At 61.7% G+C, this 26,435-nt stretch carries 26 protein-coding genes; 22 read left to right on the top strand and 4 right to left on the bottom strand.

Annotated elements, in window-relative coordinates; translation table 11 throughout:
- The 8 genes from M5C01_RS01995 to M5C01_RS01960 all read left to right on the top strand — a co-directional run bounded on the left by M5C01_RS01995 (position 1) and on the right by M5C01_RS01960 (position 7,054).
- Complete coding sequence (locus M5C01_RS01995; RefSeq protein ID WP_007931663.1) at positions 1-186, top strand: Trm112 family protein; 186 nt, start codon at positions 1-3, stop codon at positions 184-186.
- Positions 183-947: a 3-deoxy-manno-octulosonate cytidylyltransferase gene (gene kdsB / locus M5C01_RS01990; protein ID WP_152737136.1), complete on the top strand. Its 765-nt coding sequence runs from the start codon at positions 183-185 to the stop codon at positions 945-947. The genes M5C01_RS01995 and kdsB overlap by 4 nt, the downstream gene beginning before the upstream one ends.
- The gene (locus M5C01_RS01985; RefSeq protein WP_152737135.1) at positions 947-1,411 is read left to right on the top strand and encodes a low molecular weight protein-tyrosine-phosphatase; all 465 of its coding nucleotides are present in this window, start codon (positions 947-949) and stop codon (positions 1,409-1,411) included. Before kdsB ends, M5C01_RS01985 begins: the two co-directional genes overlap by 1 nt.
- Entirely contained in the window at positions 1,408-2,427 is a 1,020-nt protein-coding gene (gene murB / locus M5C01_RS01980; protein ID WP_152737134.1) for a UDP-N-acetylmuramate dehydrogenase, read from the top strand. The genes M5C01_RS01985 and murB overlap by 4 nt, the downstream gene beginning before the upstream one ends.
- A gap of 272 nt (positions 2,428-2,699) precedes the next feature.
- On the top strand, positions 2,700-3,170 hold the full coding sequence (locus M5C01_RS01975) for a (2Fe-2S)-binding protein (protein WP_103496762.1): 471 nt from the start codon (positions 2,700-2,702) through the stop codon (positions 3,168-3,170).
- Positions 3,167-5,485 carry a xanthine dehydrogenase family protein molybdopterin-binding subunit gene (locus M5C01_RS01970; protein WP_152737133.1) on the top strand — a complete coding sequence of 773 codons (2,319 nt, stop codon included), beginning with the start codon at positions 3,167-3,169 and terminating at the stop codon, positions 5,483-5,485. The genes M5C01_RS01975 and M5C01_RS01970 overlap by 4 nt, the downstream gene beginning before the upstream one ends.
- Positions 5,485-6,471, top strand: coding sequence for an XdhC family protein (locus M5C01_RS01965; protein ID WP_152737132.1), 987 nt, complete (start codon positions 5,485-5,487; stop codon positions 6,469-6,471). Before M5C01_RS01970 ends, M5C01_RS01965 begins: the two co-directional genes overlap by 1 nt.
- Positions 6,464-7,054: a nucleotidyltransferase family protein gene (locus M5C01_RS01960; RefSeq protein WP_178129736.1), complete on the top strand. Its 591-nt coding sequence runs from the start codon at positions 6,464-6,466 to the stop codon at positions 7,052-7,054. Before M5C01_RS01965 ends, M5C01_RS01960 begins: the two co-directional genes overlap by 8 nt.
- A gap of 68 nt (positions 7,055-7,122) precedes the next feature.
- On the opposite strand, the gene M5C01_RS01955 is transcribed toward M5C01_RS01960, so the two are convergent.
- From M5C01_RS01955 to rne, 3 genes are all read right to left on the bottom strand, one after another.
- On the bottom strand, positions 7,123-7,542 hold the full coding sequence (locus M5C01_RS01955; RefSeq protein WP_152737131.1) for a hypothetical protein: 420 nt from the start codon (positions 7,540-7,542) through the stop codon (positions 7,123-7,125).
- A gap of 4 nt (positions 7,543-7,546) precedes the next feature.
- Positions 7,547-9,682, bottom strand: a complete 2,136-nt coding sequence (locus M5C01_RS01950; protein ID WP_152737130.1) for a hypothetical protein — start codon at positions 9,680-9,682, stop codon at positions 7,547-7,549.
- A gap of 204 nt (positions 9,683-9,886) precedes the next feature.
- Positions 9,887-13,213, bottom strand: a complete 3,327-nt coding sequence (gene rne / locus M5C01_RS01945; RefSeq protein WP_152737129.1) for a ribonuclease E — start codon at positions 13,211-13,213, stop codon at positions 9,887-9,889.
- Between the two features lie 712 nt (positions 13,214-13,925).
- Between rne and rluC the strand changes: the two genes are divergently transcribed.
- The 3 genes from rluC to M5C01_RS01930 are packed head-to-tail and all read left to right on the top strand — an operon-like array spanning position 13,926 to position 16,550.
- Positions 13,926-14,882, top strand: a complete 957-nt coding sequence (rluC, locus tag M5C01_RS01940; protein ID WP_103496768.1) for a 23S rRNA pseudouridine(955/2504/2580) synthase RluC — start codon at positions 13,926-13,928, stop codon at positions 14,880-14,882.
- The gene (locus tag M5C01_RS01935) at positions 14,872-15,534 is read left to right on the top strand and encodes an HAD-IA family hydrolase (RefSeq protein WP_177100299.1); all 663 of its coding nucleotides are present in this window, start codon (positions 14,872-14,874) and stop codon (positions 15,532-15,534) included. The genes rluC and M5C01_RS01935 overlap by 11 nt, the downstream gene beginning before the upstream one ends.
- 20 nt (positions 15,535-15,554) lie before the next feature.
- Entirely contained in the window at positions 15,555-16,550 is a 996-nt protein-coding gene (locus tag M5C01_RS01930) for a S49 family peptidase (protein ID WP_152737128.1), read from the top strand.
- 131 nt (positions 16,551-16,681) lie between these two features.
- Here M5C01_RS01930 and M5C01_RS01925 read toward each other — a convergent pair whose 3' ends face one another.
- Positions 16,682-17,260, bottom strand: coding sequence for a nucleoside triphosphate pyrophosphatase (locus M5C01_RS01925; RefSeq protein ID WP_152737127.1), 579 nt, complete (start codon positions 17,258-17,260; stop codon positions 16,682-16,684).
- Between the two features lie 106 nt (positions 17,261-17,366).
- On the opposite strand from M5C01_RS01925, the gene M5C01_RS01920 reads away from it, so the two are divergent.
- From M5C01_RS01920 to M5C01_RS01870, 11 genes are all read left to right on the top strand, one after another.
- Positions 17,367-17,894, top strand: coding sequence for a YceD family protein (locus M5C01_RS01920; RefSeq protein ID WP_100940760.1), 528 nt, complete (start codon positions 17,367-17,369; stop codon positions 17,892-17,894).
- Between the two features lie 13 nt (positions 17,895-17,907).
- Positions 17,908-18,090 (top strand): 50S ribosomal protein L32, encoded by a 183-nt coding sequence (gene rpmF / locus M5C01_RS01915; RefSeq protein WP_003179396.1) that lies wholly within the window; start codon positions 17,908-17,910, stop codon positions 18,088-18,090.
- Positions 18,091-18,093: 3 nt separating this feature from the next.
- Positions 18,094-19,104 (top strand): phosphate acyltransferase PlsX, encoded by a 1,011-nt coding sequence (gene plsX, locus M5C01_RS01910; protein ID WP_103496772.1) that lies wholly within the window; start codon positions 18,094-18,096, stop codon positions 19,102-19,104.
- A gap of 127 nt (positions 19,105-19,231) precedes the next feature.
- Positions 19,232-20,170 carry an ACP S-malonyltransferase gene (gene fabD, locus M5C01_RS01905; protein ID WP_152737126.1) on the top strand — a complete coding sequence of 313 codons (939 nt, stop codon included), beginning with the start codon at positions 19,232-19,234 and terminating at the stop codon, positions 20,168-20,170.
- Positions 20,171-20,186: 16 nt separating this feature from the next.
- A complete protein-coding gene (gene fabG / locus M5C01_RS01900; protein ID WP_103496774.1) occupies positions 20,187-20,927 on the top strand; it encodes a 3-oxoacyl-ACP reductase FabG in 741 nt (246 codons plus the stop codon).
- 196 nt (positions 20,928-21,123) lie between these two features.
- Positions 21,124-21,360 carry an acyl carrier protein gene (gene acpP, locus M5C01_RS01895; protein ID WP_152737125.1) on the top strand — a complete coding sequence of 79 codons (237 nt, stop codon included), beginning with the start codon at positions 21,124-21,126 and terminating at the stop codon, positions 21,358-21,360.
- 111 nt (positions 21,361-21,471) lie between these two features.
- On the top strand, positions 21,472-22,716 hold the full coding sequence (gene fabF, locus M5C01_RS01890; protein WP_177100297.1) for a beta-ketoacyl-ACP synthase II: 1,245 nt from the start codon (positions 21,472-21,474) through the stop codon (positions 22,714-22,716).
- Positions 22,716-23,531, top strand: a complete 816-nt coding sequence (pabC, locus tag M5C01_RS01885; protein ID WP_152737123.1) for an aminodeoxychorismate lyase — start codon at positions 22,716-22,718, stop codon at positions 23,529-23,531. Before fabF ends, pabC begins: the two co-directional genes overlap by 1 nt.
- A gap of 1 nt (position 23,532) precedes the next feature.
- Positions 23,533-24,768: an endolytic transglycosylase MltG gene (gene mltG, locus M5C01_RS01880; protein WP_152737122.1), complete on the top strand. Its 1,236-nt coding sequence runs from the start codon at positions 23,533-23,535 to the stop codon at positions 24,766-24,768.
- Positions 24,769-24,787: 19 nt separating this feature from the next.
- On the top strand, positions 24,788-25,420 hold the full coding sequence (tmk, locus tag M5C01_RS01875) for a dTMP kinase (protein WP_103496779.1): 633 nt from the start codon (positions 24,788-24,790) through the stop codon (positions 25,418-25,420).
- Complete coding sequence (locus M5C01_RS01870) at positions 25,413-26,399, top strand: DNA polymerase III subunit delta' (RefSeq protein WP_103496780.1); 987 nt, start codon at positions 25,413-25,415, stop codon at positions 26,397-26,399. Before tmk ends, M5C01_RS01870 begins: the two co-directional genes overlap by 8 nt.
- Positions 26,400-26,435: the final 36 nt, after the last annotated feature.

Genomic DNA, 26,435 nt, shown 5'->3' with positions numbered 1-26,435 from the left:
ATGGACACCAAACTGCTCGACATCCTCGCCTGCCCGATCTGCAAAGGTCCCCTCAAGCTCAGCGCCGACAAGACCGAACTGATCAGCAAGGGCGCGGGCCTGGCCTATCCGATCCGCGACGGCATTCCGGTCATGCTGGAAAGCGAAGCCCGGACCCTGAGCACCGACGAGCGCCTGGACAAATGAGCACCCCGTTCGTCGTCGTGATTCCGGCGCGCTTTTCCTCCACCCGCCTGCCGGCCAAGCCGCTGCAACTGATCGCCGGCAAGCCGATGATCCAGCACACCTGGGAGCAGGCGTGCAAAAGCAGCGCCCAGCGGGTGGTGGTGGCCACTGATGATGCACGTATCGTCGAGGCCTGCCGGGCCTTTGGTGCCGAAGTGCTGCTGACCCGCGAAGATCACGAGTCCGGCACCGATCGCCTGGCCGAGGTCGCCACTTTGCTGGGCCTGGCGGCGGATGACATCGTCGTCAACGTCCAGGGCGACGAGCCGCTGATTCCCCCTGTGGTGATCGATCAGGTCGCGGCCAACCTCGCGGCCCACAGCGAAGCGCGCATGGCCACCCTGGCCGAGCCGATCCACGACGTGGAAACCCTGTTCAACCCGAATGTGGTCAAGGTGGTCAGCGACATCAACGGCCTGGCGCTGACGTTCAGCCGCGCGACCCTGCCCTGGGCGCGGGATGACTTCGCCATCAGCCGCGAGCAACTGCCGTCAGGCATACCGTTCCGCCGGCATATCGGCATCTACGCCTACCGTGCCGGTTTCCTGCATGACTTTGTCAGCTGGGGCCCGTGCTGGCTGGAAACCACCGAGCGCCTGGAGCAGCTACGGGCGCTGTGGCACGGCGTGCGGATTCATGTCGCCGATGCCCTGGAGGCGCCACCGACCGGCGTCGATACGGCACAAGACCTTGATCGTGTTCGTCGGTTGCTGGAGGCCTGATGCGGGTTCTGTTTGTCTGCCTGGGCAATATCTGTCGTTCGCCCACGGCCGAAGGAGTGTTGCGGCACAAATTGCGTGAGGCTGGCCTGGCCGAACAGATCGAAGTGGCCTCCGCCGGCACTGGTGCCTGGCATGTCGGCAAGTCGCCGGACAGCCGCAGCCAGCGGGCGGCGCGGATGCGCGGCTATGACTTGTCGGCCCAGCGTGCCCGACAGGTCGCGGCGGCGGATTTCAACCGCTACGATCTGATCCTGGCCATGGACCAGAGCAACCTGCGCAACCTCAAGTTGCTCCAGCCGGCCCAGGGCAAGGCCGAACTGGACCTGTTCCTGCGACGTTATGACGGGGCGGTGGAGGAAGTGCCGGACCCGTACTACGACGAAGAACAGGGTTTCGAGCAGGTCCTGGACCTGATCGAACAGGCCAGCGATCGGCTGGTGATCGAACTCAAGGGGCGTCTATGACCCTGCAAGTGCAAGCCGGGGTCTCCCTCAAACCCTATAACAGCTTTGGTGTCGATGTTCGTGCGCAGTGGTTCGCCGAGGCCCACAGCGATGCCGATGTCCGCGAGGCCCTGGCCTATGCGGCGCAGCATCAGTTGCCGTTGCTGGTGATCGGTGGCGGCAGCAACCTGTTGCTGACCGCGGATATCCAGGCGCTGGTGTTGCGCATGGGCACCCGGGGGATTCGCCTGCTGCGCGATGATGGCATCAATGTCGTGATCGAAGCCGAGGCCGGCGAGCCCTGGCATCCCTTTGTGCTGTCGACCCTGGCCCAGGGCTGGAACGGTCTGGAAAACCTCAGCCTGATTCCCGGCACCGTTGGTGCAGCCCCGATGCAGAACATCGGCGCCTACGGGGTCGAGATCAAGGATGTGTTTGCCGGCCTGACCGCGCTGGATCGCGAGACGGGTGAGTTGCGCGAGTTTTCCCTGCAGGAATGTCAGTTCGGTTATCGCGACAGTCTGTTCAAACACGCCGCCGGGCGTTGGTTGATCCTGCGTGTACGCTTTGCCTTGAGCCGTGCCGAGCATCTGCACCTGGGCTACGGCCCGGTGGCCCAGCGCCTGGCCGAGCAGGGTGTGAGCCAGCCGACCGCCAGCGATGTCAGTCGGGCCATCTGCAGTATCCGCAGCGAAAAGCTGCCCGATCCCGCTGTGCTGGGCAATGCCGGGAGTTTCTTCAAGAACCCCCTGGTGTCGGCTGCCCAGGCTGCCGAATTGAAGTTGGCGCATCCCGGGCTGGTGAGTTATCCACAGCCTGACGGCCAGGTGAAACTGGCGGCGGGCTGGTTGATCGAGGCGGCGGGCTGGAAAGGTTTTCGCGAAGAAGATGCAGGTGTACACCTTTTGCAGTCCTTGGTGCTGGTCAACTATGGCACGGCGAGCGGCCTGCAATTGCTGGCCCTGGCCCGGCGGATCCAGGCTGACATTTTGCAACGATTTACCGTTGAGCTGGAAATGGAGCCGAATCTCTACTGAGGCTATGCTTTTTCGGTGATAGCGCTGGCATCTGTCGCAGCGTTATCACCGGCAAGCCCGATTCAGAGCGATCCAGCGTACGCAAGGCTTTTTTCCGAATACGGCTTTCCCTTCGCCGGCCAACGGCGTAAAAACAGATCCCATGAAAGGCCCGATGAAGCGTTTGCTTCATGAGAGAGCCTGTTAGCCTGAGTCGATCCGCCCCGTGTCGAACCGTGGCACTCAACGGCGGATGGCTCGACCCCATAACCTTGAACTATGCGGGCGTGCCCATGATTACCCTGAAACTCAACGGTCAAGACCATCCACTGGACGTCACCGAGGACATGCCGCTGCTCTGGGCGATCCGTGATGTGGCAGGTTATACCGGGACCAAATTCGGCTGCGGCATGGGACTGTGCGGTGCCTGCACCGTGCACATCGACGGGCTGCCGGCACGTTCCTGCATCACCCCGGTCGGCTCCGTGGCGGGGCAGAGCATCAGCACCATCGACAACCTGCACAGCGATCCGGTCGGCCAGGCTGTGCAGCAGGCGTGGCTGGACGGCGGCGTTGCCCAGTGCGGCTTCTGCCAGGGCGGGCAGATCATGTCGGCCACGGCCTTGCTCAAGGTCAACCCCAAGCCCAGCGATGCCCAGATCGAAGAGGCCATGGTCGGGAATATCTGCCGTTGCGGGACCTATAACCGCATCAAGACGGCCATTCACCAGGCCGCGGCCCATCTGCGGGAGACCAAGGCATGAACCCGTCCCTGAACGATTTCGTCCTGAGCAATCTCAGCCGGCGTGGCTTTCTCAAGGGTGTCGGCGCCACCGGTGCACTGGTCCTGGCGGCAAGCTGGGGCCTGCCCGAGGCCTTTGCCGAAGGCGAGCAGAAATATGGGGCCGACCATATGCCCAATGGCTGGGTCGATGATCCCAAGGTCTATGTGAGTATCGAGGCCGATGGCAGTGTGACGGTGATCTGCAACCGCGCCGAGATGGGCCAGGGCGTGCGCACCAGCCTGAGCATGGTGGTGGCGGACGAGCTTGAGGCCGACTGGGCAAGGGTCAAGGTCAAGCAGGCGCCGGGCGACGAGGTGCGTTTCGGCAACCAGGACACCGACGGTTCCCGCAGCATGCGCCACTGGTACGAACCGATGCGGCGTTGCGGCGCGGCGGCCCGGACCATGCTCGAACAGGCGGCGGCCGCGCAGTGGAAAGTCCCGGTGGCGGAATGCCGGGCGCAGCTGCACAAGGTTATCCACAGCCCGAGCGGGCGCGAGCTCGGTTACGGTGCCCTGGCGGCCGCGGCCGCCGCACTGGCCGTTCCTGCCCGCGACAGCCTGAAGCTCAAGCAAGCGTCGGAATTCCGCTATATCGGCAAGGAAGCGTTCCGGGCCATCGACGGCGCGGATATCGTCAATGGCCGAGCGTTGTACGGTGCCGATGTGCATTTTGAAGGCACCGTCTACGCCACTGTAGCTCGTCCTCGAGTGTACGGCGGCAAGGTCAAATCCTTTGATGCCAGCGCCGCGCTGAAGGTCCCGGGCGTGCTCAAGGTCGTGGAAATCGAAAGTCGTCCGTTGCCTTCCGAGTTCCAGACGCTGGGTGGTGTGGCGGTGATTGCCAGCAATACCTGGGCGGCGATCAAGGGCCGCGATGCGCTGACGATCGTCTGGGATGACGGCGTCAATGCCGGTTATGACTCGATTGCCTACCGCCAGGAACTGGAAGCCTCGGCACGCCAGCCGGGCAAGGTGGTGCGCGATACCGGCAATGTCGAGGAGGCCCTGAAACGCGCCGACAGCCAGTTCGAAGCCGGTTATTACCTGCCGCACCTGGCCCAGTCGCCGATGGAACCGATGGTTGCCATCGCCCGTTTCAACGACGGCCACTGCGAAGCCTGGGCGCCGACCCAGGCACCCCAGGTGACCCGCGAGCGGATCGCCGAGCGCCTGGGGATCGGCTTCGACCAGGTGACGGTCAACGTGACCCTGCTCGGCGGCGGTTTCGGGCGCAAGTCCAAGCCTGACTACATCATCGAGGCGGCCATTCTTGCCAAGGCAATGCCGGGCCAGGCCGTGCGCGTGCAGTGGACCCGCGAGGACGATATCCACTATTCGTATTTCCACACCGTGTCGGCGGAATACCTGCGGGCCAGCCTGAACAAGGATGGCACGCCGTCCGGTTGGCTGCACCGCACCGTGGCACCGAGTATCACGGCACTGTTCGCGCCCAATATGAACAACGAGGGCGCCTTTGAACTGGGCATGGGCTTTACCAACATGGCCTACAACATTCCCAACGTGCGCCTGGAAAACCCGGAGGCCAAGGTGCATACGCGGGTGGGCTGGTACCGTTCGGTATCGAATATCCCCCATGGTTTCGCCATCCAGAGTTTTGTCGACGAACTGGCCCATAAAGCCGGCCAGGATCCACTGGCCTATCAGCTCAAGTTGCTGGCGCCGGATCGCCAGATCGACCCGCGTACCCTGAGCGATCAATGGAACTACGGTGAGTCCCCCGAGCGTTATCCCATCGATACCGGGCGTATGCGCGCAGTCCTGGAAACCGCGACCAAGGCCGCCGGCTGGGGGCGCAAGTTGCCGCCGGGGCGTGGCCTGGGGCTGGCGGTGCATTACAGCTTTGTCACCTACGTGGCCGCGGTGATCGAGGTGGAGGTCAAGGATGACGGCAGCTTGATCGTGCACAAGGCCGATATCGCCGTGGACTGCGGCCCGCAGATCAACCCGGAGCGGATCCGTTCGCAGTTCGAAGGGGCCTGTGTCATGGGCCTGGGCAACGCCGTGCTGGGCGAGATCAGCTTCAAGGAGGGCAAGGTCCAGCAGGACAATTTCCATATGTACGAAGTGGCGCGCATGTCCCTGGCGCCGAAGGAGGTGGCGGTGCATCTGGTCACGCCACCGGGCGAGGTGCCGTTGGGTGGTGTCGGTGAGCCGGGCGTGCCACCGATTGCGCCGGCGCTGTGCAACGCGATCTTTGCCGCCACCGGCAAGCGTATTCGCAACCTGCCGGTGCGTTACCAGCTGCAAGGCTGGAACCAGGTGAAAGCCTGATGGACAGTGTCGATCTGAATGTCCTGCGCAGTGTCCTGCAATGGCGTCGCGCGGGGCAGCGGGTGGTGCTCTACAGCGTGGTCCAGACCTGGGGCAGTGCGCCACGGCCGCCGGGGGCGATGCTGGCCTTGCGCGAGGACGGCGTGGTGATCGGCTCGGTGTCCGGAGGTTGCATCGAGGATGACCTGATCCAGCGTTTGCAGGATGGGCGCCTGTCGGAAGACGGGCCGCCGGTGCAACTGGTGACCTATGGCGTGAGCCGTGACGAGGCGGCGCGTTTTGGCCTGCCCTGTGGTGGGACTTTGCGCTTGACCGAGGAGCGGGTAGGCGATCCGGGTTGGGTGGCGCAGTTGCTGGCGCGCTGCGAGGCCCATGAGATTGTCGCTCGGGAGCTGAACCTGGCCACCGGCGAAGTGACCTTGAGCAACGCGGGCAAGAGCGACACCCTGAGTTTTGACGGTGAGCGCTTGCGGGCGATCTACGGTCCGCGCTGGCGCTTGCTGCTGATCGGTGCCGGACAGTTGTCGCGCTACGTGGCGGAAATGGCCCGGTTGCTGGATTTCGAAGTCTTGATCTGCGATCCACGCAAGGAGTTCGTCTATGGCTGGGAAGAACAGCACGGGCGTTTTGTACCGGGCATGCCCGATGAGGCGGTGCTGAATATCCAGACCGACGAACGCACGGCGATCGTCGCCCTGACCCATGACCCCCGGCTTGACGATATGGCGCTGCTGACGGCGCTGAATTCCCGGGCGTTTTATATCGGTGCGCTGGGCTCGCGGGTCAATAGCCAGAAGCGCCGAGATAATCTGGCGGCGTTGGGCTTGAGTGCGGAGGCCATTGCTCGCCTGCATGGTCCGATTGGCCTGCATATCGGCAGCCATACACCCGCGGAGATTGCCTTGTCCTTGATGGCGGAAATCGTCGCGATCAAGAACGGCGTCGAGTTACGGCAGAAAAAGCCGGAGCTGGCGGCCAGTGAGTGAGGAGATCGCGGCTATTGTCCTGGCGGCGGGGCAGGGCAGTCGTTTTCGACAGTCGGCGGGGGCCGATCAGGACAAGTTGCTGGCGCGCTGTGTTGGGCGTGATGGTGTCGAGCGGGCTGTGTTGGAGCATGTGCTGCTGAGTTTGCCGCAGGGGCTTGGATCCCGGTTATTGGCGACGACGGCGGATCGCTTGGAGGTCATTCGTCTGGCGCAGGTGTATGGCTGCCGGGTGCTGCTGATCGAGTCGACGGGCATGGGCGACAGTCTCGCCGCTGCAGTGACGGCGACGGCCGAATCGGCGGGCTGGCTGGTGGTGCTGGGGGATATGCCGTTTATCCTGCCGGGGACGATTGCACAGGTGATGGCAGGGATTGAGGGCGACGGAGTTTTCGTGCCGGTTTTTCGAGGTGAGTATGGGCATCCGGTGGGATTCGGGCGTTCGTTTGGACCGGCCCTGATGGGGTTGTCGGGAGATCGCGGGGCCAAGCCGCTGTTTGCGGAAGGCAAAGTGCGAGAGGTTTCTGTCGAAGATCCTGGTGTGCTTTGGGATGTTGATAGGCCTGAGCATTTGATGTTTTTGTAGCGAGTCTTTAGCGAGACGATACTTCCGATATCAACGCAATTTGGCTGTTCGTTGGTATTGGCTCGGGTTTAATCGTACTCGTATGTCGGTTTCGAGCAGGCGAGCGCTCCTATTGTGGGACCTTTGATTGGGATCAGACAGTCGTATCTCTCTCGTGCAGCGGGCAATAGAGGGAAAACAAGTAGACTGCTAGTTATCCCTTTGTCCGAGAAGGTTATTTTTTCAAAATTTGAATAAGTAACTTGATCTATAAAAGATTTTCCGTTTATGGAACATATTTTCTTTCTGGATAGAATGATCCATTTTTTGTCCGGATCCAGCACTTCTATGGTCAGGCAGGGGTCGTCGTGGGTTTTAATGTAGCGGGCTACGACTTCGCCGATTCTTCTTGAGTGAGCTTCGTATATGGTGTTGTAGTTTGCTTTATCACTGGCTGCGTTGACGTCGGTGAGGGCGGAAACGAGTAGTAGAATGATTGTGCTCTTCATGTGGTTACCTGGATTTATCTAGGTAGCTTATGCGCCTGTTGAAGCGGTCGCTGGGTACGTTTGGCCAGTTTGATGGGGCGCTGATGACTGAGTACAGTTTGTCGAGGTCATTGTTTATGAGGTGTCGTTGCAGCAGTGCCCTGGATCGGGCGTCGTAATCCCCACGGTATCTTAAGTCGACTATTAGGTCCTTGATCGCTCTGTGGGTTGAATGCCAGTTCAATTTCCCATACTTGTCTGTGATGTCGGTTTTTTCTGAGACTCGAAGGACCTCGCTTTCCATAAAATCGTAGACGGGTTGGAAGAGTTCATGCTGTTGCTTTCTAGAGATGGAAAATCTTTTGATCTCCGAGCTGGCAGCCTTGAGATAGTTTCTTGCCGCCTGACCATGAAGCCCTTTGGCGCCAATCAACCAGCTATACAACGGCTCAGGAATATTGGCCGCCGCCAGATCGGCTTCGGCATTTCTGTTCTGTCCCAGATCATACCCGCGACCAATGGTTATTCCCGATGCCCCACCCGGCCAGTGCACCTTGCGACTGAAGTAGATATGCAGCGGATGGGTTGGATCATCAATATCATTACCTTCCACATCAAACGTCAGTTGTCCTCGCTCCACCGTGAGCCACTTGAGGTCGTTTTCATCTTCGATGACCACAAAGTTTGCCAATAACCCGATGGGATGAAAGTACCAGGCTTTCCCGTCCGGATTGATCCCATGCTTTCCCGCCAACTCGGCCCACCAGGACAGTTTCTGAATCCGCTTTTTCTCCTGCTCCCAGCGTTTATTGGGTTCGCTGTCACTGTGTCGTAGCAGGTGATCCAGTTCATTCCATTTGGCGGGGTTCCAGAACCACTCGCTTTCATAATGAACAATCAACTGCGAAATGGCTTGGGCGTGATGGGGATTGTCCAGCGCGGCGCGAATTCGCTTTGGTGTCAGCAGCGGGCTGACCGCGATGGAATCAGCGTTGCCCTGGATAATCTGACGCAGTCGGGTCTTGATCGGGCCGTTGTTCGCCTTGTGCACCTGCAAGTCGTAGTCGGCCTGTTGTGCCTTGCTGAACAACTCCATGGCCTGGAAGTGACAGGCCAACTGTTCGCTATGGCAGGTCGTTTCGCGCAGGCAATCAAAGCCGGCCCAATCCCACGGACTGTAGTCGTCGAAGAACAGCGCACTCTCGCCCAGCCAGCCGCTGACACGCTGGCCACTGGCATCGGCCATGCGGTTCTTGAGGTGCCACCAGTGCTGGGTGTAGGGCTTCAGGCCGGGCAGGGCAAAGGTGTCGCGGATCCGGTGATCGGACGGCAGGTTATCGAGGACCACCCGTGGCAGGATCAGGCCCGGGAGCGTCCGCAGGCTGCGTTTTGCCATCTTCGGCGGGTGACTGGCGTTGATATCAGGAGTGTGTGGCACCAGAGCACTGGCGATTCTACTGATGCGGGCCAGGCTTCTTTCACTCTCGGGGAGGCTGGCGGCATAGGCGCGACTCTTTTCGATAAAGGCCGGCACATCGTCGCAACTGAAGACTTCCAGATGCAGCAGGCCTTCGCCATCCCCATGACTGGGTGTACTGAAGATGCCGGGATGACCGATCAGTGCTCCGGCCTTGATGGCGAACGGAGTATCGAGAGAGATGACCCGGGCCTTGGCTTGAGGTTCTTCCATCCAGAAAGCCGGCCTGGCTCTGCCGGGGTCGCGCTGGTAGTGCTCCCAACTGAGTAAATGCATATAGAGGCTGTAGAACGTCAGCGACTGTGGCGGCAGCGGGGAGATTGCGCTGTACGGCTGGCCGGGAAGGCTCAGGCAATGCTTGATCAGCACGAACCCCGTTGAATAGGCCGCCGGCTCGCCGTTGGCCTTGGGGGAGGTGGGGTAGGCCTGATCGATGCGGTAGGCAATGACTTCGCCATCGGCAATGCAACGTACGGCCTCCTGGTCGAGGAGCGCCGCCGTGTTCTTGTCGAAATGCACCCCGCCATGCCAGAGGCCGCCTTGCCCCAGCGGGTAGGTGCCGCCCGTGGCTTTGGCCAGGGCGTCGTAGCAGGTTTGCGGGTCAGCGACTTCCCGGCTGCGAGCACCTGCGACCTTGAAAGGAAAGCACCAGGCCAGCCTCTTGTTTGCGTTCTTCATGAACATTGCCCTCTCACCCGTCCCTGAGAGGCTGACTGTGCGCCGACGAAAAGCGGGAGTCAGTCAGTGGGCTTCAGTTTGTGATGTAGGGCTTTTCCTTGCTGCATGGCGGCTGGATCTTCAGGCAGGAAAGGAGGTGGGCGATGAATGGCGGACAAAAAAAGCCCCGCCTGCATCGCTGCAGGCGGGGCTTTTCAACAGCCGTCAGAGTCAGGCGAGGGGTTTAGGCTCGTGGGCTTCTTCCTGGGCTTTGTGGTTATGTTCAACCACTTCTTCGACGGACTGCAGGTTTTCGTCGACGCTCGGTGCAGCCGCTCCGCTTTCAGCCGGCACGAACTCCGCTGGAGCCGCTTCAGGCGCAGGCGTCGGTTCGGCTGCGACCACGGCTTCTACTGCGGGGGCAGCAGCGGCACGTTCGGCAGCTTCCTGAGCCAGGCGCTCTTCTTCACGCTTGCGACGACGCACTTCACGCGGATCGTTCGGCGCGCGACCGTTGCTGGTCAGGGCGCTGGCCGGAGCCGCCTCGGCAACCGGTGCAGCGACTTCAGCCACGACTGGAGCAACCACCGGAGCAGGCTCTGGCTGTGCAACCACGGCTGGCTCTTCAGCCACCACAGTTTCGGTCACGGGTGCCTGAGGTGCTTCGACGGCTGGCTCGGACCATTGGAACGTGGCCTGGACTTCCTGAGCCGGCTCTGGCGCGGGCTCCGCAACCGGAGCTTCGACGACAGGGGCCGGAGCGACAGGTTCTTCAACGACTGGCGCCGCAACAACCGGTGCTTCGACAACCGGGGTTTCGATGGCCGGTTCAGGCGCCACGAATACCGGCAGTTCAGCGGCAACCGCTGGCTCGACGGCGGCTTCAACCACGGGCTCGGCTTCACGAACCGGGGCGACTTCCACTTCCGGTACCGCTGGCGCTTCCACCGGGGTGGTGGCTTCAACGACCGGAGCTTCAACCTCCGGGGTTTCCTGGATCGCGGCAGTGGCCAGTTCGGCCTGCTGATGCGCCTCGGCTTCGGCTGGAGCACTGATCACGCTGCTGGCGACAGCGGCGGTCACGGCCAGGCCGGCAGCCAGTTCGGCACCGGTAGCGTGCTCATGGTGCTCTTCGCTGCCTTCTTCCGAACCTTCGATCACGTTGCCGTTGGCATCACGTTGACGCTCACGACGGTTGCTGCGGCGACGCTGACCACGGGAGCGGCGACGTGGACGATCGCCACCCTCGGCGTTGTCCTGGCCGTCGTCCTGCAGATGCTCTTCGCCCTGCAACACTTCTTCTTCACCGGCAACAGCAGGTTGCTCGGCACGCGGTTGGCGTTCTTCACGCGGTGCACGCGGCTGACGTTCTTCACGTGGCGCACGGGCTGGACGCTCTTCAGCGACTACAGCAGCCGTTGCAGCAGCGGCGACGGCCGGTGCGGCATCCAGTGGCTCGCGCAGTTCACGCACGCGTTCTTCACGCTCGCCACGTGGCTTGCGATCTTCACGCGGGGCGCGTGGTGCACGTTCTTCACGCGGAGCACGTGGAGCACGTTCCTCGCGGGCTACGGCCGGGGCTTCGTCACGCACTTCGCGGACTTCACGTGGCGCACGCTCTTCACGCGGCGCACGTTCTTCCCGTGGGGCGCGTTCTTCACGCGGCTCGCGCGGTGCACGTTCTTCACGTGGCGCACGTTCTTCGCGCGGCTTGCGCTCTTCATCGCGGCGACCGTTACGGTTGCGGCTCTGCTGGCGACCGTTGCGACGCTCTTCGTTACGGGCCGGACGCTCGGCTGCCGGTTTTTCAACCACGGCCGGTGCAACAGGCTCTTCCTTGCTGGCGAACAGGCTGACCAGCGACTTCACCAGGCCCTTGAACAGGCTTGGCTCGGCGATAACCGGTGTGGGTGCGGCAACCGGAGCGGCGACTTCTTCGGCCGGAACCGGAGCGTTGGCGCGGACCGGAGCGGTCTTGACCGCCGCTTCCTGGCGAACCAAGGTACGGGTGGCCGCGGCCGGCTGGACTTCTTCCACTTCGGCAGCGGCAGCGGCGATTTCGTAGCTGGACTGGTTGGTGTGGGCTTCCGGGCTGTCATCACGCAGACGTTGCACTTCGAAGTGCGGCGTCTCGAGGTGATCGTTCGGCAGGATCACGATGCGTGCACGGGTACGCAGTTCGATCTTGGTGATCGAGTTGCGTTTTTCGTTGAGCAGGAAGGCTGCAACCGGGATCGGCACCTGGGCGCGGACTTCGGCGGTGCGGTCCTTCAGGGCTTCTTCTTCGATCAGGCGCAGGATCGCCAGGGACAGCGATTCGACGTCACGGATGATGCCGGTGCCGTTGCAACGCGGGCAGACGATGCCGCTGCTTTCGCCCAGGGACGGACGCAGGCGCTGACGGGACATTTCCAGCAGGCCGAAGCGCGAGATACGGCCGACTTGTACGCGGGCACGGTCGGCTTCCAGGCACTCGCGGACTTTTTCTTCCACGGCGCGCTGGTTCTTGGCCGGGGTCATGTCGATGAAGTCGATGACGATCAGGCCGCCGATGTCGCGCAGGCGCAACTGACGGGCGATTTCTTCAGCGGCTTCCAGGTTGGTCTGCAGCGCGGTTTCTTCGATGTCGCTGCCTTTGGTGGCGCGCGCCGAGTTGATGTCGATGGACACCAGGGCTTCGGTCGGATCGATGACGATGGAGCCGCCGGAAGGCAGTTCGACGACGCGCTGGAAGGCGGTCTCGATCTGGCTTTCGATCTGGAAACGGTTGAACAGTGGCACGCTGTCTTCATACAGCTTGATCTTGCTGGCGTACTGCGGCATCACCTGGCGGATGAAGGTCAGGGCTTCGTCCTGGGCTTCAACGCTGTCGATCAGCACTTCGCCGATGTCCTGGCGCAGGTAATCGCGGATGGCGCGGATGATCACGTTGCTTTCCTGGTAGATCAGGAAAGGCGCGGAGCGATCCAGCGAGGCTTCTTTGATGGCGGTCCAGAGTTGCAGCAGGTAGTCGAGGTCCCACTGCATTTCTTCGCTGCTGCGGCCAAGGCCGGCAGTGCGCACGATCAGGCCCATGTCGGCCGGGGCAACCAGGCCGTTCAGCGCTTCACGCAGTTCATTGCGCTCTTCGCCTTCGATGCGACGGGAGATACCGCCGGCACGTGGGTTGTTCGGCATCAGTACCAGGTAACGACCGGCCAGGCTGATGAAGGTGGTCAGGGCGGCGCCCTTGTTGCCACGTTCTTCTTTCTCGACCTGGACGATGACTTCCTGGCCTTCGCTCAGGACGTCCTTGATATTGACGCGGCCTTCGGGGGCTTTCTTGAAGTATTCGCGGGAGATTTCTTTCAGCGGCAGGAAGCCGTGGCGCTCAGAGCCGAAATCGACAAAGGCAGCCTCAAGGCTTGGCTCGATGCGAGTAATCCGGCCTTTATAGATATTGGCCTTCTTCTGCTCGCGTGCACCGGACTCGATGTCCAGGTCGTAGAGGCGCTGGCCGTCTACCAGGGCAACACGCAACTCTTCGGGTTGAGTTGCGTTAATCAGCATTCTTTTCATGTAGTACCGTCGGTTTCCGGGCTGCCGGAAACGGCGTTCGGCACACACGACTTCTCACGGTCGGTGTCAGGTGCGTCAGGAGTGGTTGGCCATTCCTGTGTCTGGCGAGGTTCGTCCAGAGGGGACGAAGTCGCGACTCACGCGTCCTGCTTCTTGGGGTGACAAAAGGCACCTCACAAGCAAAAGCTCTGTCAGGAGGAGGAATCAACCGCGGGTGTGGACGATATGAAGCGTCTTGATAAAGCCTAATGCTACACAGTCCGACGGTTGTGCATCTCCACCCTACACGTATCCCTGATAATTCGGGTGCGGCCGCGCGCAGAATCCGCAGCGGGTTGGCATTTACCGTGTTCTCCGAAAGGGGAAAGCACGCTCATGGCTAATTAGGCGTTGTTTCCGATGCCTTCGCCCAGGTGTGACTCGTGACCGACTGCACTTTGTGAACTGGCCGTTAATACCGGCTCGGGAAACGAGTGTTGACTCAGTTTTCCGGCGCGCTTCAGGCCTCATGTCACCTGCGCTCGTTACGATCGCGAACCTTTCCTCGAACGGCGAAAGCCCCGTAGGACGGCCTCGCATCCTGATGAATTGCGTTGGGCAGGGCCGGCTGTTGGCCGTTGGTCCTCTGTCCAGCCGCTTTTGGCGGCGTTCGCGACTATAGCAGCAATGATTAAGTGCTTCAATTCCATAAAAAATTGTTATCATCGCCGGCATGACGACGACTACCCCCCCGACTCCAGGCGTACAACTGCTTGAGGTCTCGCCGGAATATGCCGGCCAGCGCATTGACAATTTCCTTCTCGCTCGGCTCAAGGGTGTGCCCAAGACCTTGATTTACCGCATTTTGCGCAAAGGCGAAGTGCGAGTGAACAAGGGTCGCATCAAGCCCGAGTACAAACTCCAGGCCGGCGATATCGTGCGGGTTCCGCCCGTGCGCGTCCCCGAGCGCGACGAACCGGTGCCTTTGGCCCAGGGGCTGTTGCAGCGCCTGGAGGCTTCGATCGTGTTTGAAGACAAGGCCCTGATCGTGATCAACAAGCCGGCCGGTATTGCCGTGCACGGCGGCAGCGGCCTGAACTATGGCGTGATCGAAGCCTTCCGTCAGTTGCGCCCGGATGCCAAGGAGCTGGAACTGGTCCATCGCCTGGACCGCGACACCTCCGGACTGCTGATGATCGCCAAGAAGCGCAGCATGTTGCGCCATCTGCACGAAGCGCTGCGCGGCGACGGCATCGATAAACGTTATATGGCCCTGGTGCGTGGTAACTGGGCGGCTTCGATCAAGCAGGTGCGCGCGCCCTTGCTCAAGAGCAACCTGCGCTCCGGCGAGCGCATGGTCGAGGTCAACGAGGAGGGCAAAGAGGCGCTCACGGTGTTCAAGGTACTGCGCCGTTTCGGTGATTTCGCCACCATGGTCGAGGCCAAGCCGGTGACCGGTCGGACCCACCAGATTCGTGTGCACACCTTGCACGCCGGGCACTGTATTGCCGGCGACAGCAAGTACGGTGACGATGGTTTCACCAAGGAAATCCGCGATCTGGGCGGCAAGCGCCTGTTCCTTCACGCCTATATGCTGACCGTGCCGCTGCCCGATGGCGGCGAATTGAAGTTGCAGGCACCGGTGGATGAAATGTGGGCCAAGACGGTGGAGCGACTGAGTGCGGTCTGAATACAAGCTGCTGATTTTCGATTGGGACGGCACCTTGGCCGATTCCATTGGTCGGATTGTCGAGGCGATGGGGGTGGCGGCCGCGCGTTCGGGTTTTGTCCCGCGCGATGAGACGGCGGTCAAGGGCATTATCGGTCTCGGCTTGCCGGAAGCGATCTGCACCCTGTACCCGGCGATCAGCGATGAAGAGCTGGTGGTTTTTCGCCAGCACTATGCCGACAGCTATATTGCCCTTGAAACGGTTCCTTCGCCGCTGTTTCCAGGCGTCCTGGAGTCCATGGAGGCGTTTCGCGCCGGCGGCTACCAGTTGGCGGTCGCGACCGGCAAGAACCGTCGCGGCCTGGATCGGGTATTGAAGGCCCATGGCTGGTCGGATTATTTCGATATCACCCGCGCCGCCGATGAAACCGCCAGCAAGCCGCATCCGCTGATGCTCGAGCAGATTCTTGCCCATTGTCGTGTCCCGGCTTCCCAGGCCCTGATGGTCGGGGACTCGGTGTTCGATTTGCAAATGGCTCGCAATGCTGGCATGGATTCAGTGGCTGTAGGTTATGGTGCCTTGTCGATGGATGAGTTGCGGGTGTTCGAGCCGCGCCTGGAGATTGACAGTTTTCCACAGTTGCATGCCTGGCTCGATGGCCGGGTCAATTGAATTCGTTGGGGTGAGTACGCATGTCTGATGAATGGGGCGCGCCGCCAAAGGCGAATGCCGAATCGGGTTCGGGTGATGACAGGAGCTGGAAGCTGCTGGAAAAGACCTTGCTGGCCGGTGTGCAGGAGCAACGTCGCTCGCGGCGCTGGGGGATTTTCTTCAAGCTGCTGACCTTTGTGTATCTGTTCGGCGCGCTGGTGATGTTCTCGCCGCTGATCAATATGGAGAAGAGCGCCGGTCGTGGGGCTCACTACACCGCCCTGATCGAGGTGCGCGGGGTGATTGCGGACAAGGAGTCGGCCAGTGCCGACAATATTGTCGGCAGCCTGCGTACGGCCTTCGAGGATCCGAAGGTCAAGGCGATCATCATGCGTATCAACAGCCCGGGCGGCAGTCCTGTGCAGTCGGGTTATGTGTTTGACGAGATTCGTCGCCTGCGTGGCCTGCACCCGGATACCAAGGTGTACGCGGTAATTTCCGATATCGGGGCTTCCGGCGCCTACTACATCGCCAGCGCGGCGGACGAGATCTATGCCGACAAGTCCAGCCTGGTCGGTTCCATTGGGGTGACGGCGGCCGGCTACGGTTTTGTCGGCACCATGGAGAAGCTGGGTGTGGAGCGTCGCCCGTACTCTTCGGGTGAGCACAAGGCGTTTCTCGATCCGTTCCAGCCACAGAAGGCTGATGAGACCAGGTTCTGGCAGAGTGTCCTGGACACCACCCACAACCAGTTCATCGCCAGCGTGAAGAAGGGGCGTGGTGATCGCCTGAAAGACAAGGATCATCCCGAGCTGTTCTCCGGGCTGATCTGGTCCGGCGAGCAGGCGTTGCCATTGGGCTTGATCGACGGCCTGGGCAGTGCCAGTTCCGTGGCGCGGGATGTGATCGGCGAGAAGGAGCTGGTGGACTTTACCGTCCAGGAATCGCCTTTCGATCGATTCTCGAAAAAGCTGGGTGCCAGTGTCGCCGAGCAGTTGGCGATGTGGATGGGCTTCCAGGGTCCGACCTTGCGCTGATATTCATGCAGCAATAAAAAAACCGGTCGTGAATGACCGGTTTTTTTATGGGTGGAATGCAGGGTTCCGGTATGTAGGAGCAAGCTTGCTCGCGATCAGCCGGCAGGCTGAGGGCGTGCCGATGGCGCGCATTACGGAATCTGTACGCCTTCGACCAGCAACATGTCCACAAGACGAATCAGTGGCAGTCCGATCAGGCTGGTGGAATCCGGTCCTTCCGTGCTCTGGAACAGGCTTACGCCCAGTCCCTCGGCCTTGAAGCTGCCGGCACAGTCATAGGGTTGTTCGGCGTGCAGGTAGCGTTCAATGCGTTCGACCGTCAAGCTGCGCATCTGCACGCTGAAGGGGACGCAGTCCACCTGGCATGCCCCGGTCTGGCTGTTGAGCAGCGCCAGTCCGGTGAGAAAGCTCACGCGAGTGCCGCTGGCGGCCAGCAGCTGTTCGCGGGCTTTCTCGAAGCCGTGGGGCTTGCCGAGTATCTGTCCGTCGAGTACCGCGACCTGGTCCGAACCGATGATCAGGTGCGCCGGATGATGGGCGGCCAGGGCCCGGGCCTTTTCCTTGGCCAGGCGTTTGACCAGCTCGATGGCGGCTTCGCCGGGACGCTGGCTTTCGTCGATATCCGGCGAGGCGCAAGTGAAAGGCAGGCGCAGGCGGGTCAGCAATTCCCGGCGATAGGCCGAGCTTGAGGCAAGTAACAAGGGCAGCATGCGGTTCTCCTGAGGCAGGTCGCCGATTCTAGTCGGCCGGCCGGCTGACGGACAGGGCCTAATTTCCTTTGACAGTGGCAGGGTGCATCCCTAGAATGCTGCGCCTATGTTGAATGACCCGATTCCACCTCACGTTGACCCGCGCAAATTGGCTGATCGTGGCACCACCCTTCAAGGTGAACTGCTGCTGGCCGATTTGGAGAGACTCTGCGACTCGCTTTCCGACACTGTCGGTACGGTGCAGGCTAAATTCGTTTTTGAACGAGATGAACGTAAGGCCGTGATGATTCACAGCTTTATCGACACCGAGGTCAAAATGGTTTGCCAGCGTTGTCTTGAGCTGGTCACCCTGCCGATCCACAGCGAATGCAGTTATGCTGTGGTGAAGGAGGGTGCGAATACCCAGTCGTTGCCGAAAGGTTATGACGTGCTGGAACTGGGCGAAGATCCTTTGGATCTGCAGGCATTGATCGAGGAAGAGCTTCTGCTCGCCTTGCCCATTGTGCCTGCTCATCATCCGGAAGAATGCCAGCAGCCGGCGGGGCTCGATGAGCCCGAACCGAGCGAGGACGAGGTAACGCGGTCCAACCCGTTCAGTGTATTGGCGCAGTTAAAGCGTGACCCAAACGTTTAGGAGTTAATCAATTATGGCTGTTCAGCAGAACAAAAAATCCCGCTCCGCCCGTGACATGCGTCGTTCGCACGACGCCCTCGAGGCAAGCACCCTGTCCGTGGAAAAGACCACCGGTGAAGTTCACCTGCGTCACCACGTATCGCCAGAAGGCGTATACCGTGGCCGCAAAGTGATCGACAAGGGCGCTGACGAGTAAATCTTGTCCGCTCAGATCATCGCGATCGACGCAATGGGCGGGGACTTCGGTCCCCGCAGCATTGTCCAGGCCAGTATTGCCTGTCTGTCTGCTACACCCTCGCTGCACCTGACCCTCGTCGGTCAACCTTCCCAGCTTGAACCCCTGATCGCCAGTTATCCGACTGTGGATCGCGCGCGCCTGACCATTACGCCTGCCAGCGAAATCATCACCATGGATGAGCGTCCGTCCCAGGCCCTGCGTGGCAAGCCGGATTCGTCGATGCGCGTGGCCTTGCAGTTGCTGCGCGATGACAAGGTCCAGGCCTGTGTCAGTGCCGGCAATACCGGGGCCTTGATGGCCTTGTCGCGGCATGTGCTGAAGACCTTGCCGGGGATTGATCGTCCGGCCATGGTCGCGGCCATCCCGACCCAGCGCGGCTATTGCCAGTTGCTGGACCTGGGGGCGAACGTCGATTGCAGTGCCGAGCACCTGTTCCAGTTCGCCGTGATGGGCGCGGTGGCCGCCGAGGCCCTTGGCGTGCTGCGGCCGCGTGTTGCGCTGCTCAATGTCGGCACCGAGGACATCAAGGGCAACCAGCAGGTCAAGCTGGCGGCGACGCTGTTGCAGCAGGCACGGGGGCTGAACTACATCGGCTTCGTCGAAGGCGACGGGCTGTATCGCGGCGAGGCCGATGTGGTGGTCTGCGACGGTTTTGTCGGCAATATCCTGCTCAAGTCCAGCGAAGGCCTGGCGACCATGATCGCCGCGCGGATCGAGGCGCTGTTCAGGCAGAACCTGGCCTCGCGCCTGGTGGGTGCCCTGGCCTTGCCGCTGCTCAAGCGCCTGCAGGCCGATCTCGCCCCGGCGCGGCACAATGGCGCGAGTTTTCTCGGCTTGCAGGGCATTGTCATCAAGAGTCACGGCTCCGCCGGTGTCGAGGGTTTCCAGAGCGCGATTGCCCGAGCCCTGATCGAGATCCAGGAAAACCTCCCCGAGCGCCTGCATGGTCGCCTGGAGGAGCTATTGCTTTAGGCGTTTTCCCGCGGGAATGCTTAAATGTGACCGCTCAGTTCAATCAGCCATCCAAACTGACAGTTTCTTGCGTCCGCCAAGGCGGGACGTCAATTCTTCGACGACAAGATCATTAGGGGCTTGTTACATGTCCACATCCCTCGCATTCGTCTTTCCAGGACAGGGTTCGCAGTCCCTCGGCATGCTTGCCGAGCTGGGCGCGCAATACCCGCTGATCCTGGAGACCTTCAAAGAAGCCTCCGATGCCCTGGGCTATGACCTCTGGGCACTGACCCAGCAGGGGCCGGAAGAGCAACTGAACCAGACCGACAAGACCCAGCCCGCGATCCTCACCGCCTCCGTCGCCTTGTGGCGCCTGTGGCTGGCTGAAGGTGGGGCGCGTCCGGCCTATGTCGCCGGTCACAGCCTGGGCGAATACAGCGCGCTGGTCGCCGCCGGCAGCCTGAGCCTGGGTGATGCGGTGAAATTGGTGGAGCGCCGTGGCCAACTGATGCAGGAAGCGGTTCCGGCCGGGCAGGGGGCCATGGCGGCGATCCTCGGGCTGGACGATGCCGATGTGATTGCGGCCTGCGCCGACGCAGCACAAGGTGAAGTGGTCAGCGCGGTGAACTTCAACTCGCCGGGCCAGGTGGTGATCGCCGGGGCCAAGGCCGCCGTCGAGCGCGCCATGGAAGCCTGCAAGGCCAAGGGTGCCAAGCGCGCCCTGCCGCTGCCGGTCAGCGTACCGTCGCATTGCGAACTGATGCGTCCGGCCGCCGAGCGTTTTGCCGAATCCGTTGCCGCCATCGACTGGCAGGCACCGCAGATCCCGCTGGTGCAGAACGTCAGTGCCCAGGTGGCCACGGACCTCGCAACCCTCAAGCGCGACCTGCTGGAACAGCTCTACAAGCCAGTGCGTTGGGTCGAGTCGGTCCAGTGCCTGGCGGCCAACGGCGCCACCGAACTGGTCGAATGCGGCCCTGGCAAGGTGCTGGCCGGCCTGAACAAACGTTGCGCCGATGGCGTCAACACGTCCAACCTCAATACCCCGGATGCCTTCGCCGCCACGCGCGCGGCGCGGGCCTGAATCAGGAGAAGCCTGCATGAGTCTGCAAGGTAAAGTTGCACTGGTCACCGGCGCCAGCCGTGGCATCGGCCAAGCCATCGCCCTCGAGCTGGGGCGTCTTGGCGCCGTGGTCATCGGCACCGCGACCTCGGCCTCCGGTGCCGAGCGAATTGCCGCGACCCTCAAGGAGCATGGCATTCAAGGCACGGGTCTGGAACTTAATGTAACCAGCGATGAGTCGGTTGCCACCGTTCTGGCGAGCATCGGCGAGCAGTTCGGTGCGCCGGCGATCCTGGTCAATAATGCCGGTATCACCCGCGATAACCTGATGATGCGGATGAAAGATGACGAGTGGTACGACGTGGTCGATACCAATCTCAACAGCCTGTTCCGCCTGTCCAAGGGCGTTCTGCGCGGCATGACCAAGGCCCGTTGGGGCCGAATCATCAATATTGGTTCGGTTGTGGGTGCCATGGGCAACGCAGGCCAAGTAAACTACGCGGCAGCCAAGGCCGGCCTCGAAGGTTTCAGCCGTGCATTGGCGCGTGAAGTCGGTTCGCGCTCGATTACGGTAAACTCGGTGGCTCCAGGGTTCATCGACACCGATATGACCCGTGAATTGCCTGAAGCGCAGCGTGAAGCCTTGCTGACGCAGATTCCGCTGGGCCGCCTGGGCCAGGCTCAAGAGATCGCGCAAGTGGTCGCTTTTCTGGCTTCGGACGGTGCGGCATACGTGACTGGGGCTACAATCCCGGTGAACGGCGGGATGTACATGTAATTCAAATGTGACGGATTGCTTCAAAAAAATGTCATACCAGCTGTCTAAAATCCGTTATAAAGCTGCAACTTATTGAGGGGCAGAGGGCAAAGGGGGACAAAGGCTGAAGCTTTCGGTTGAAAAGCTGAAAAGCCTTTCTATACACTTACCCACCGGCCAGCTGCCTGAATTTTTCCATTAGGAGTGAAAACAAGGTATGAGCACCATCGAAGAACGCGTCAAGAAAATCGTTGCCGAGCAACTGGGCGTCAAAGAAGAAGAAGTCACCTTGGCTGCTTCCTTCGTTGAAGACCTGGGTGCCGACTCCCTTGACACCGTTGAGCTTGTGATGGCTCTGGAAGAGGAATTCGAGACCGAAATCCCTGACGAAGAAGCTGAAAAAATCACTACCGTTCAAGCAGCTATCGATTACGTTACTGCCCATCAGGCGTAATAGTTTGTAGTCGTTGCCCGCTGTCATGGAAAAACCGCACTGCCATCACGGCGTGCGGTTTTTTCTTTAGGTGTGAGGCAAAGTGTCGTCAACAGGATAAAGGAGAGTGCTGTGTCGCGTAGACGCGTCGTAGTCACCGGCATGGGGATGTTGTCGCCATTGGGTACGGATGTTCCGAGTACCTGGCAAGGCATTCTGGCTGGCCGTAGTGGCATTGGTCTGATCGAACACACAGACCTTTCTGCCTATACCACCCGTTTTGGCGGCTCGGTAAAAGGTTTCAATGTCGAAGAGTACTTGTCGGCCAAAGAAGCCCGCAAACTCGACCTGTTCATTCAATACGGCCTGGCAGCCGGTTTCCAGGCAGTGCGTAACGCCGGCCTTGAAGTGACCGATGCCAATCGTGAGCGCATCGGCGTGGCCATGGGTTCGGGTATTGGTGGTCTGACCAATATCGAGCAGACCTGCCGCACGTTGCACGACCAGGGGCCACGGCGTATTTCGCCGTTCTTCGTGCCCGGGTCGATCATCAATATGATTTCCGGTTTCCTGTCCATCCACCTGGGCGCCCAGGGGCCGAACTATGCCATCGCGACGGCGTGCACCACCGGCACCCACTGCATCGGCATGGCGGCGCGCAATATTGCCTACGATGAAGCCGATGTGATGATTGCCGGTGGCGCCGAAATGGCGGCTTGCGGCCTCGGCATGGGCGGTTTCGGTGCTTCCCGGGCGCTGTCCACGCGCAATGACGAGCCGGCCCGTGCCAGCCGTCCGTGGGACAAGGGGCGTGACGGCTTCGTGCTGTCCGACGGTGCCGGCGCCCTGGTGCTCGAAGAACTGGAGCACGCCAAGGCCCGTGGCGCCACCATCTATGCCGAGCTGATCGGCTTCGGCATGAGCGGCGACGCCTACCACATGACCTCGCCACCCGACGACGGTGCCGGTGCGGCCCGCTGCATCGCCAATGCCATGCGCGATGCCAAGCTGAACCTGGATCAGGTGCAGTACATCAACGCCCATGGTACTTCGACCCCGGCCGGCGACCTGGCCGAAGCCGAGGCGATCAAGCGGGTGTTCGGTGAGCAGGCCTACAAGCTGGCGATCAGTTCGACCAAGTCGATGACCGGCCACCTGTTGGGCGCCGCCGGTGCCATCGAGGCGATTTTCAGCGTGCTGGCCATCGCCGACCAGGTCGCACCGCCGACCATCAACCTCGATGAGCCTGATGAAGGCTGCGACCTGGATTTCGTGCCCCACGAAGCCCGGCGCATGCCCATCGATGTGGTGCTGTCCAACTCCTTCGGCTTTGGCGGTACCAACGGCTCCCTGGTGTTCCGCCGGTTCGCCGAGTGATGGACAGCTGGGTCGACGGCCGGCCGGGCGACGCGTTGTCCCTCAAGGACCGCGGCCTGGCTTACGGCGATGGTCTGTTCGAGACCATCGCCGTGAAAGCCGGCAAGCCGCTGCTGCTCGAGCGGCACCTGCAACGCCTGGCCGAAGGTTGTCGACGCCTGGGTATCGCGGCGGATCACGGGTTGGTTCGCCGCGAGTTGCTCGCCTACGGTGCGGCACTGGGGGAGGGCGTGCTCAAGCTGATTCTCACCCGGGGTGACAGCCAGCGCGGCTATGCGGCGTCGGCGGATGCGCAACCGCGACGGATCCTGCAAGGCAGCCCGCCGCCGACTTATCCAGAGGCCTACCAGCAGCACGGTATTGGCCTTTTCCCCTGTACGACACGTTTGTCCGAGCAGCCCCTGCTGGCCGGGCTCAAGCATCTCAATCGCCTGGAACAGGTCCTGGCCCGTGCCGAATGGCAGGGGGGCGAACAGGCCGAAGGCTTGATGCTCGACACCTCCGGTCGGGTGATCGAAGGCGTGTTCAGTAATCTGTTCCTGGTGCGGGCGGGTGTGCTTCGCACCGCCGACCTCAGTCGTTGCGGCGTGGCGGGGGTGATGCGCGCGCAGTTGCTGGAAGAGGCGCAGGCACTGGCAATCCCTGTTGATATTTCCGATATCAGCCTGGAGCAATTCCGGCAAGCTGATGAAGTCTTTCTCTGTAACAGTGTCTACGGTGTCTGGCCCGTTCGGGCTTTTGCCGACCTGAGCTGGTCGGTTGGCCCGCTCACCCGTAAACTGCAAGGCATTGCCCGCGTGCTATTGGAAGTTTGAATTGAGACGTAAATTCTTGGTGCTGCTGCAAGCCGTTCTGGTGCTGGCCGGTTTGCTGCTGGGCGGTTCCGCCTGGAAGCTGCATTCGGCATTGGAGCAGCCCCTCAACCTGACGCAGGAACAGCTGCTGGATGTCCCGGCCGGTGCGACACCGACGGGCACTTTCAATCGACTCGAATCCGAAGGCTTGCTCAAGGACGCGTTCTGGCTGCGCCTCTACTGGCGTTTCAATCTGGCCGGGGTGCCGTTGCACAGTGGCGAGTACCGGATCACGCCGGGCATGGACGTGCGTGCGCTGTTGTCCCTGTGGCAGCGCGGCGAAGTGGTGCAGTACAGCCTGACTCTGGTCGAAGGCTGGAATTTCCGCCAGGTGCGTGCGGCTCTGGCCAAGAACGAAAAGCTCCAGCAGACCCTGAGCGGTCTCAGTGACAGCGAAGTCATGACCAGGCTGGGGCACAAGGATGTGTTCGCCGAGGGGCGTTTCTTTCCGGACACCTACCGCTTCGTGCGTGGCATGAGCGACGCCGAACTGCTGGAGAAGGCCTATGATCGTCTTGATAGCGTCCTGGCCCAGGAGTGGCAGAAACGCTCCGCCGATGCGCCCTATACCGAGCCTTATCAGGCCCTGATCATGGCATCGCTGGTGGAAAAGGAAACCGGTGTGCCCCAGGAGCGCGGCCAGATCGCCGGGGTGTTCGTGCGGCGGATGCAACAGGGCATGTTGTTGCAGACCGACCCGACGGTGATCTACGGCCTGGGCGAACGTTATACCGGCAAGCTCACCCGTGCCCACCTGCGTGAGGCCAATCCCTACAATACCTACATGAATGTCGGCCTGCCGCCTACGCCGATTGCCATGGTCGGACGCGAGGCGATTCACGCCGCGTTGAACCCGGTAGCGGGCAACAGCCTGTACTTTGTGGCGCGCGGCGATGGCACCCATGTCTTTTCCGACGACCTGGACTCCCATAACAACGCGGTGCGTGAGTTCCAGCTCAAGCGCCGGGCCGATTACCGCTCCAGCCCTGCGCCGGCGGCTGCTCCTGCACCGACGGTTTCGACTGCTACTCCGGCACCTGCACCTGCGCCGACGGCTCCAGCGGCCGCGCCGGCCCCGGTTCAGAGCCCGGCTCCCGAGGAGCCCGAGCCAGAGTCGAAACCCGCGTCGGCCCCGCTTGTCGAACCTGTACCCGCGGCACCCGCGTCAACCGAAGCCGAGGCGAAAGACTCGCAATGACCCTGATTAAGGACTGCCCGTGACTGGCTTGTTTATCACCCTGGAAGGCCCGGAAGGCGCCGGCAAAAGTACCAACCGCGATTACCTGGCCGAGTGCCTGCGGGCCCAGGGCGTCGATGTCCTGCTGACCCGCGAGCCTGGTGGTACGCCGCTGGCCGAACGGATCCGCGAACTGCTGCTGGCGACCAGCGATGAAGCCATGTGTGCCGATACCGAACTGCTGCTGGTGTTCGCTGCGCGGGCCCAGCACCTGGCCACGGTGATCCGTCCGGCCCTGGCCCGTGGCGCGGTGGTGCTGTGCGATCGTTTTACCGATGCCACCTATGCCTACCAGGGCGGCGGTCGCGGCCTGTCCCATGAGCGTATCGCCACCCTGGAACATTTTGTCCAGGGCGAACTGCGTCCGGACCTGACCCTGGTCTTCGACCTGCCGGTGGAAGTCGGCCTGGCCCGGGCCAGTGCCCGGGGTCGGTTGGATCGTTTCGAGCAGGAAGGCCGGGTGTTTTTCGACGCCGTGCGCAGCACCTACCTGAAACGCGCCGAAGCCGATCCGTCGCGCTACCGGCTGGTGGATGCGGCCCAGACGCTGGCCCAGGTGCAACAATCCCTCGACCGCCTGCTGCCGGAAATCCTGGAGCGGCACCGTGGCTGAAGCCTATCCCTGGCAGGACAGCCTCTGGCAGCAAATGGCCGGGCGGCCCCAGCATGCCCATGCCTATCTGCTGCATGGCCCGGCGGGCATCGGCAAGCGCGCCCTGGCCGAACGGCTGATGGCGCTGCTGCTGTGCAAGAGCCCGACGAATCTCAATGCCTGTGGGCACTGCAAGTCCTGCCTGTTGCTGAACGCCGGCAGTCATCCGGACAACTACATCCTGGAACCTGAAGAAGCCGACAAGGCGATCAAGGTCGACCAGGTCCGCGACCTGGTCAGTTTCGTGGTCCAGACCGCGCAACTGGGTGGGCGCAAGGTAGTGCTGATCGAGCCGGTGGAGTCGATGAATATCAACGCCGCCAACGCCTTGCTCAAGAGCCTTGAAGAGCCCTCCGGCGATACCGTGCTGTTGCTGGTCAGCCATCAGTCCAGCCGCTTGCTGCCGACCATCCGCAGCCGTTGCGTGCAACAGGCCTGCCCGCTGCCGAGCGAGGCCATGAGCCTGCAATGGCTGGCGACGGCGTTGCCGGACAGCAGTGCGGAAGAACGGGTCGAATTGTTGACCCTGGCGGCGGGTTCACCCCTGGCCGCGGTCAGTCTCCAGGCCCAGGGCGTTCGCGAACAGCGGGCGCTGGTGGTCGATGGGGTGAAGAAGTTGCTCAAGCAACAGCAATCGGCCACCCAGTTGGCCGAAGGGTGGAATGCGATTCCCCTGTTGTTGCTGTTCGACTGGTTCTGCGACTGGTCGAGTTTGATCCTGCGTTATCAACTGACCGAGGACGAAGCCGGCCTGGGCCTGGCCGACATGCGCAAGGTGGTGCAATACCTGGCGCAGAAAACCGCCCGGGACAAGGTCCTGTCGATCCAGGACTGGATTCTCGCCCAGCGCCAGAAAGTCCTGAGCAAGGCCAACCTCAATCGGGTGCTGCTGCTCGAAGCGCTATTGGTGCAATGGGCAGCTTTACCTACCCAACACTGAGGCGATGGGCCTAGAATCGGCTATCTGCATGACCGG

The organism is Pseudomonas sp. MWU12-2319, assembly GCF_023242525.1.
Classification (GTDB): Bacteria; Pseudomonadota; Gammaproteobacteria; order Pseudomonadales; family Pseudomonadaceae; genus Aquipseudomonas; species Aquipseudomonas gingeri_D.
The sequence above is the reverse complement of the archived record's forward strand: the minus strand, read 5'-3'. Positions and strand labels throughout refer to the sequence as shown.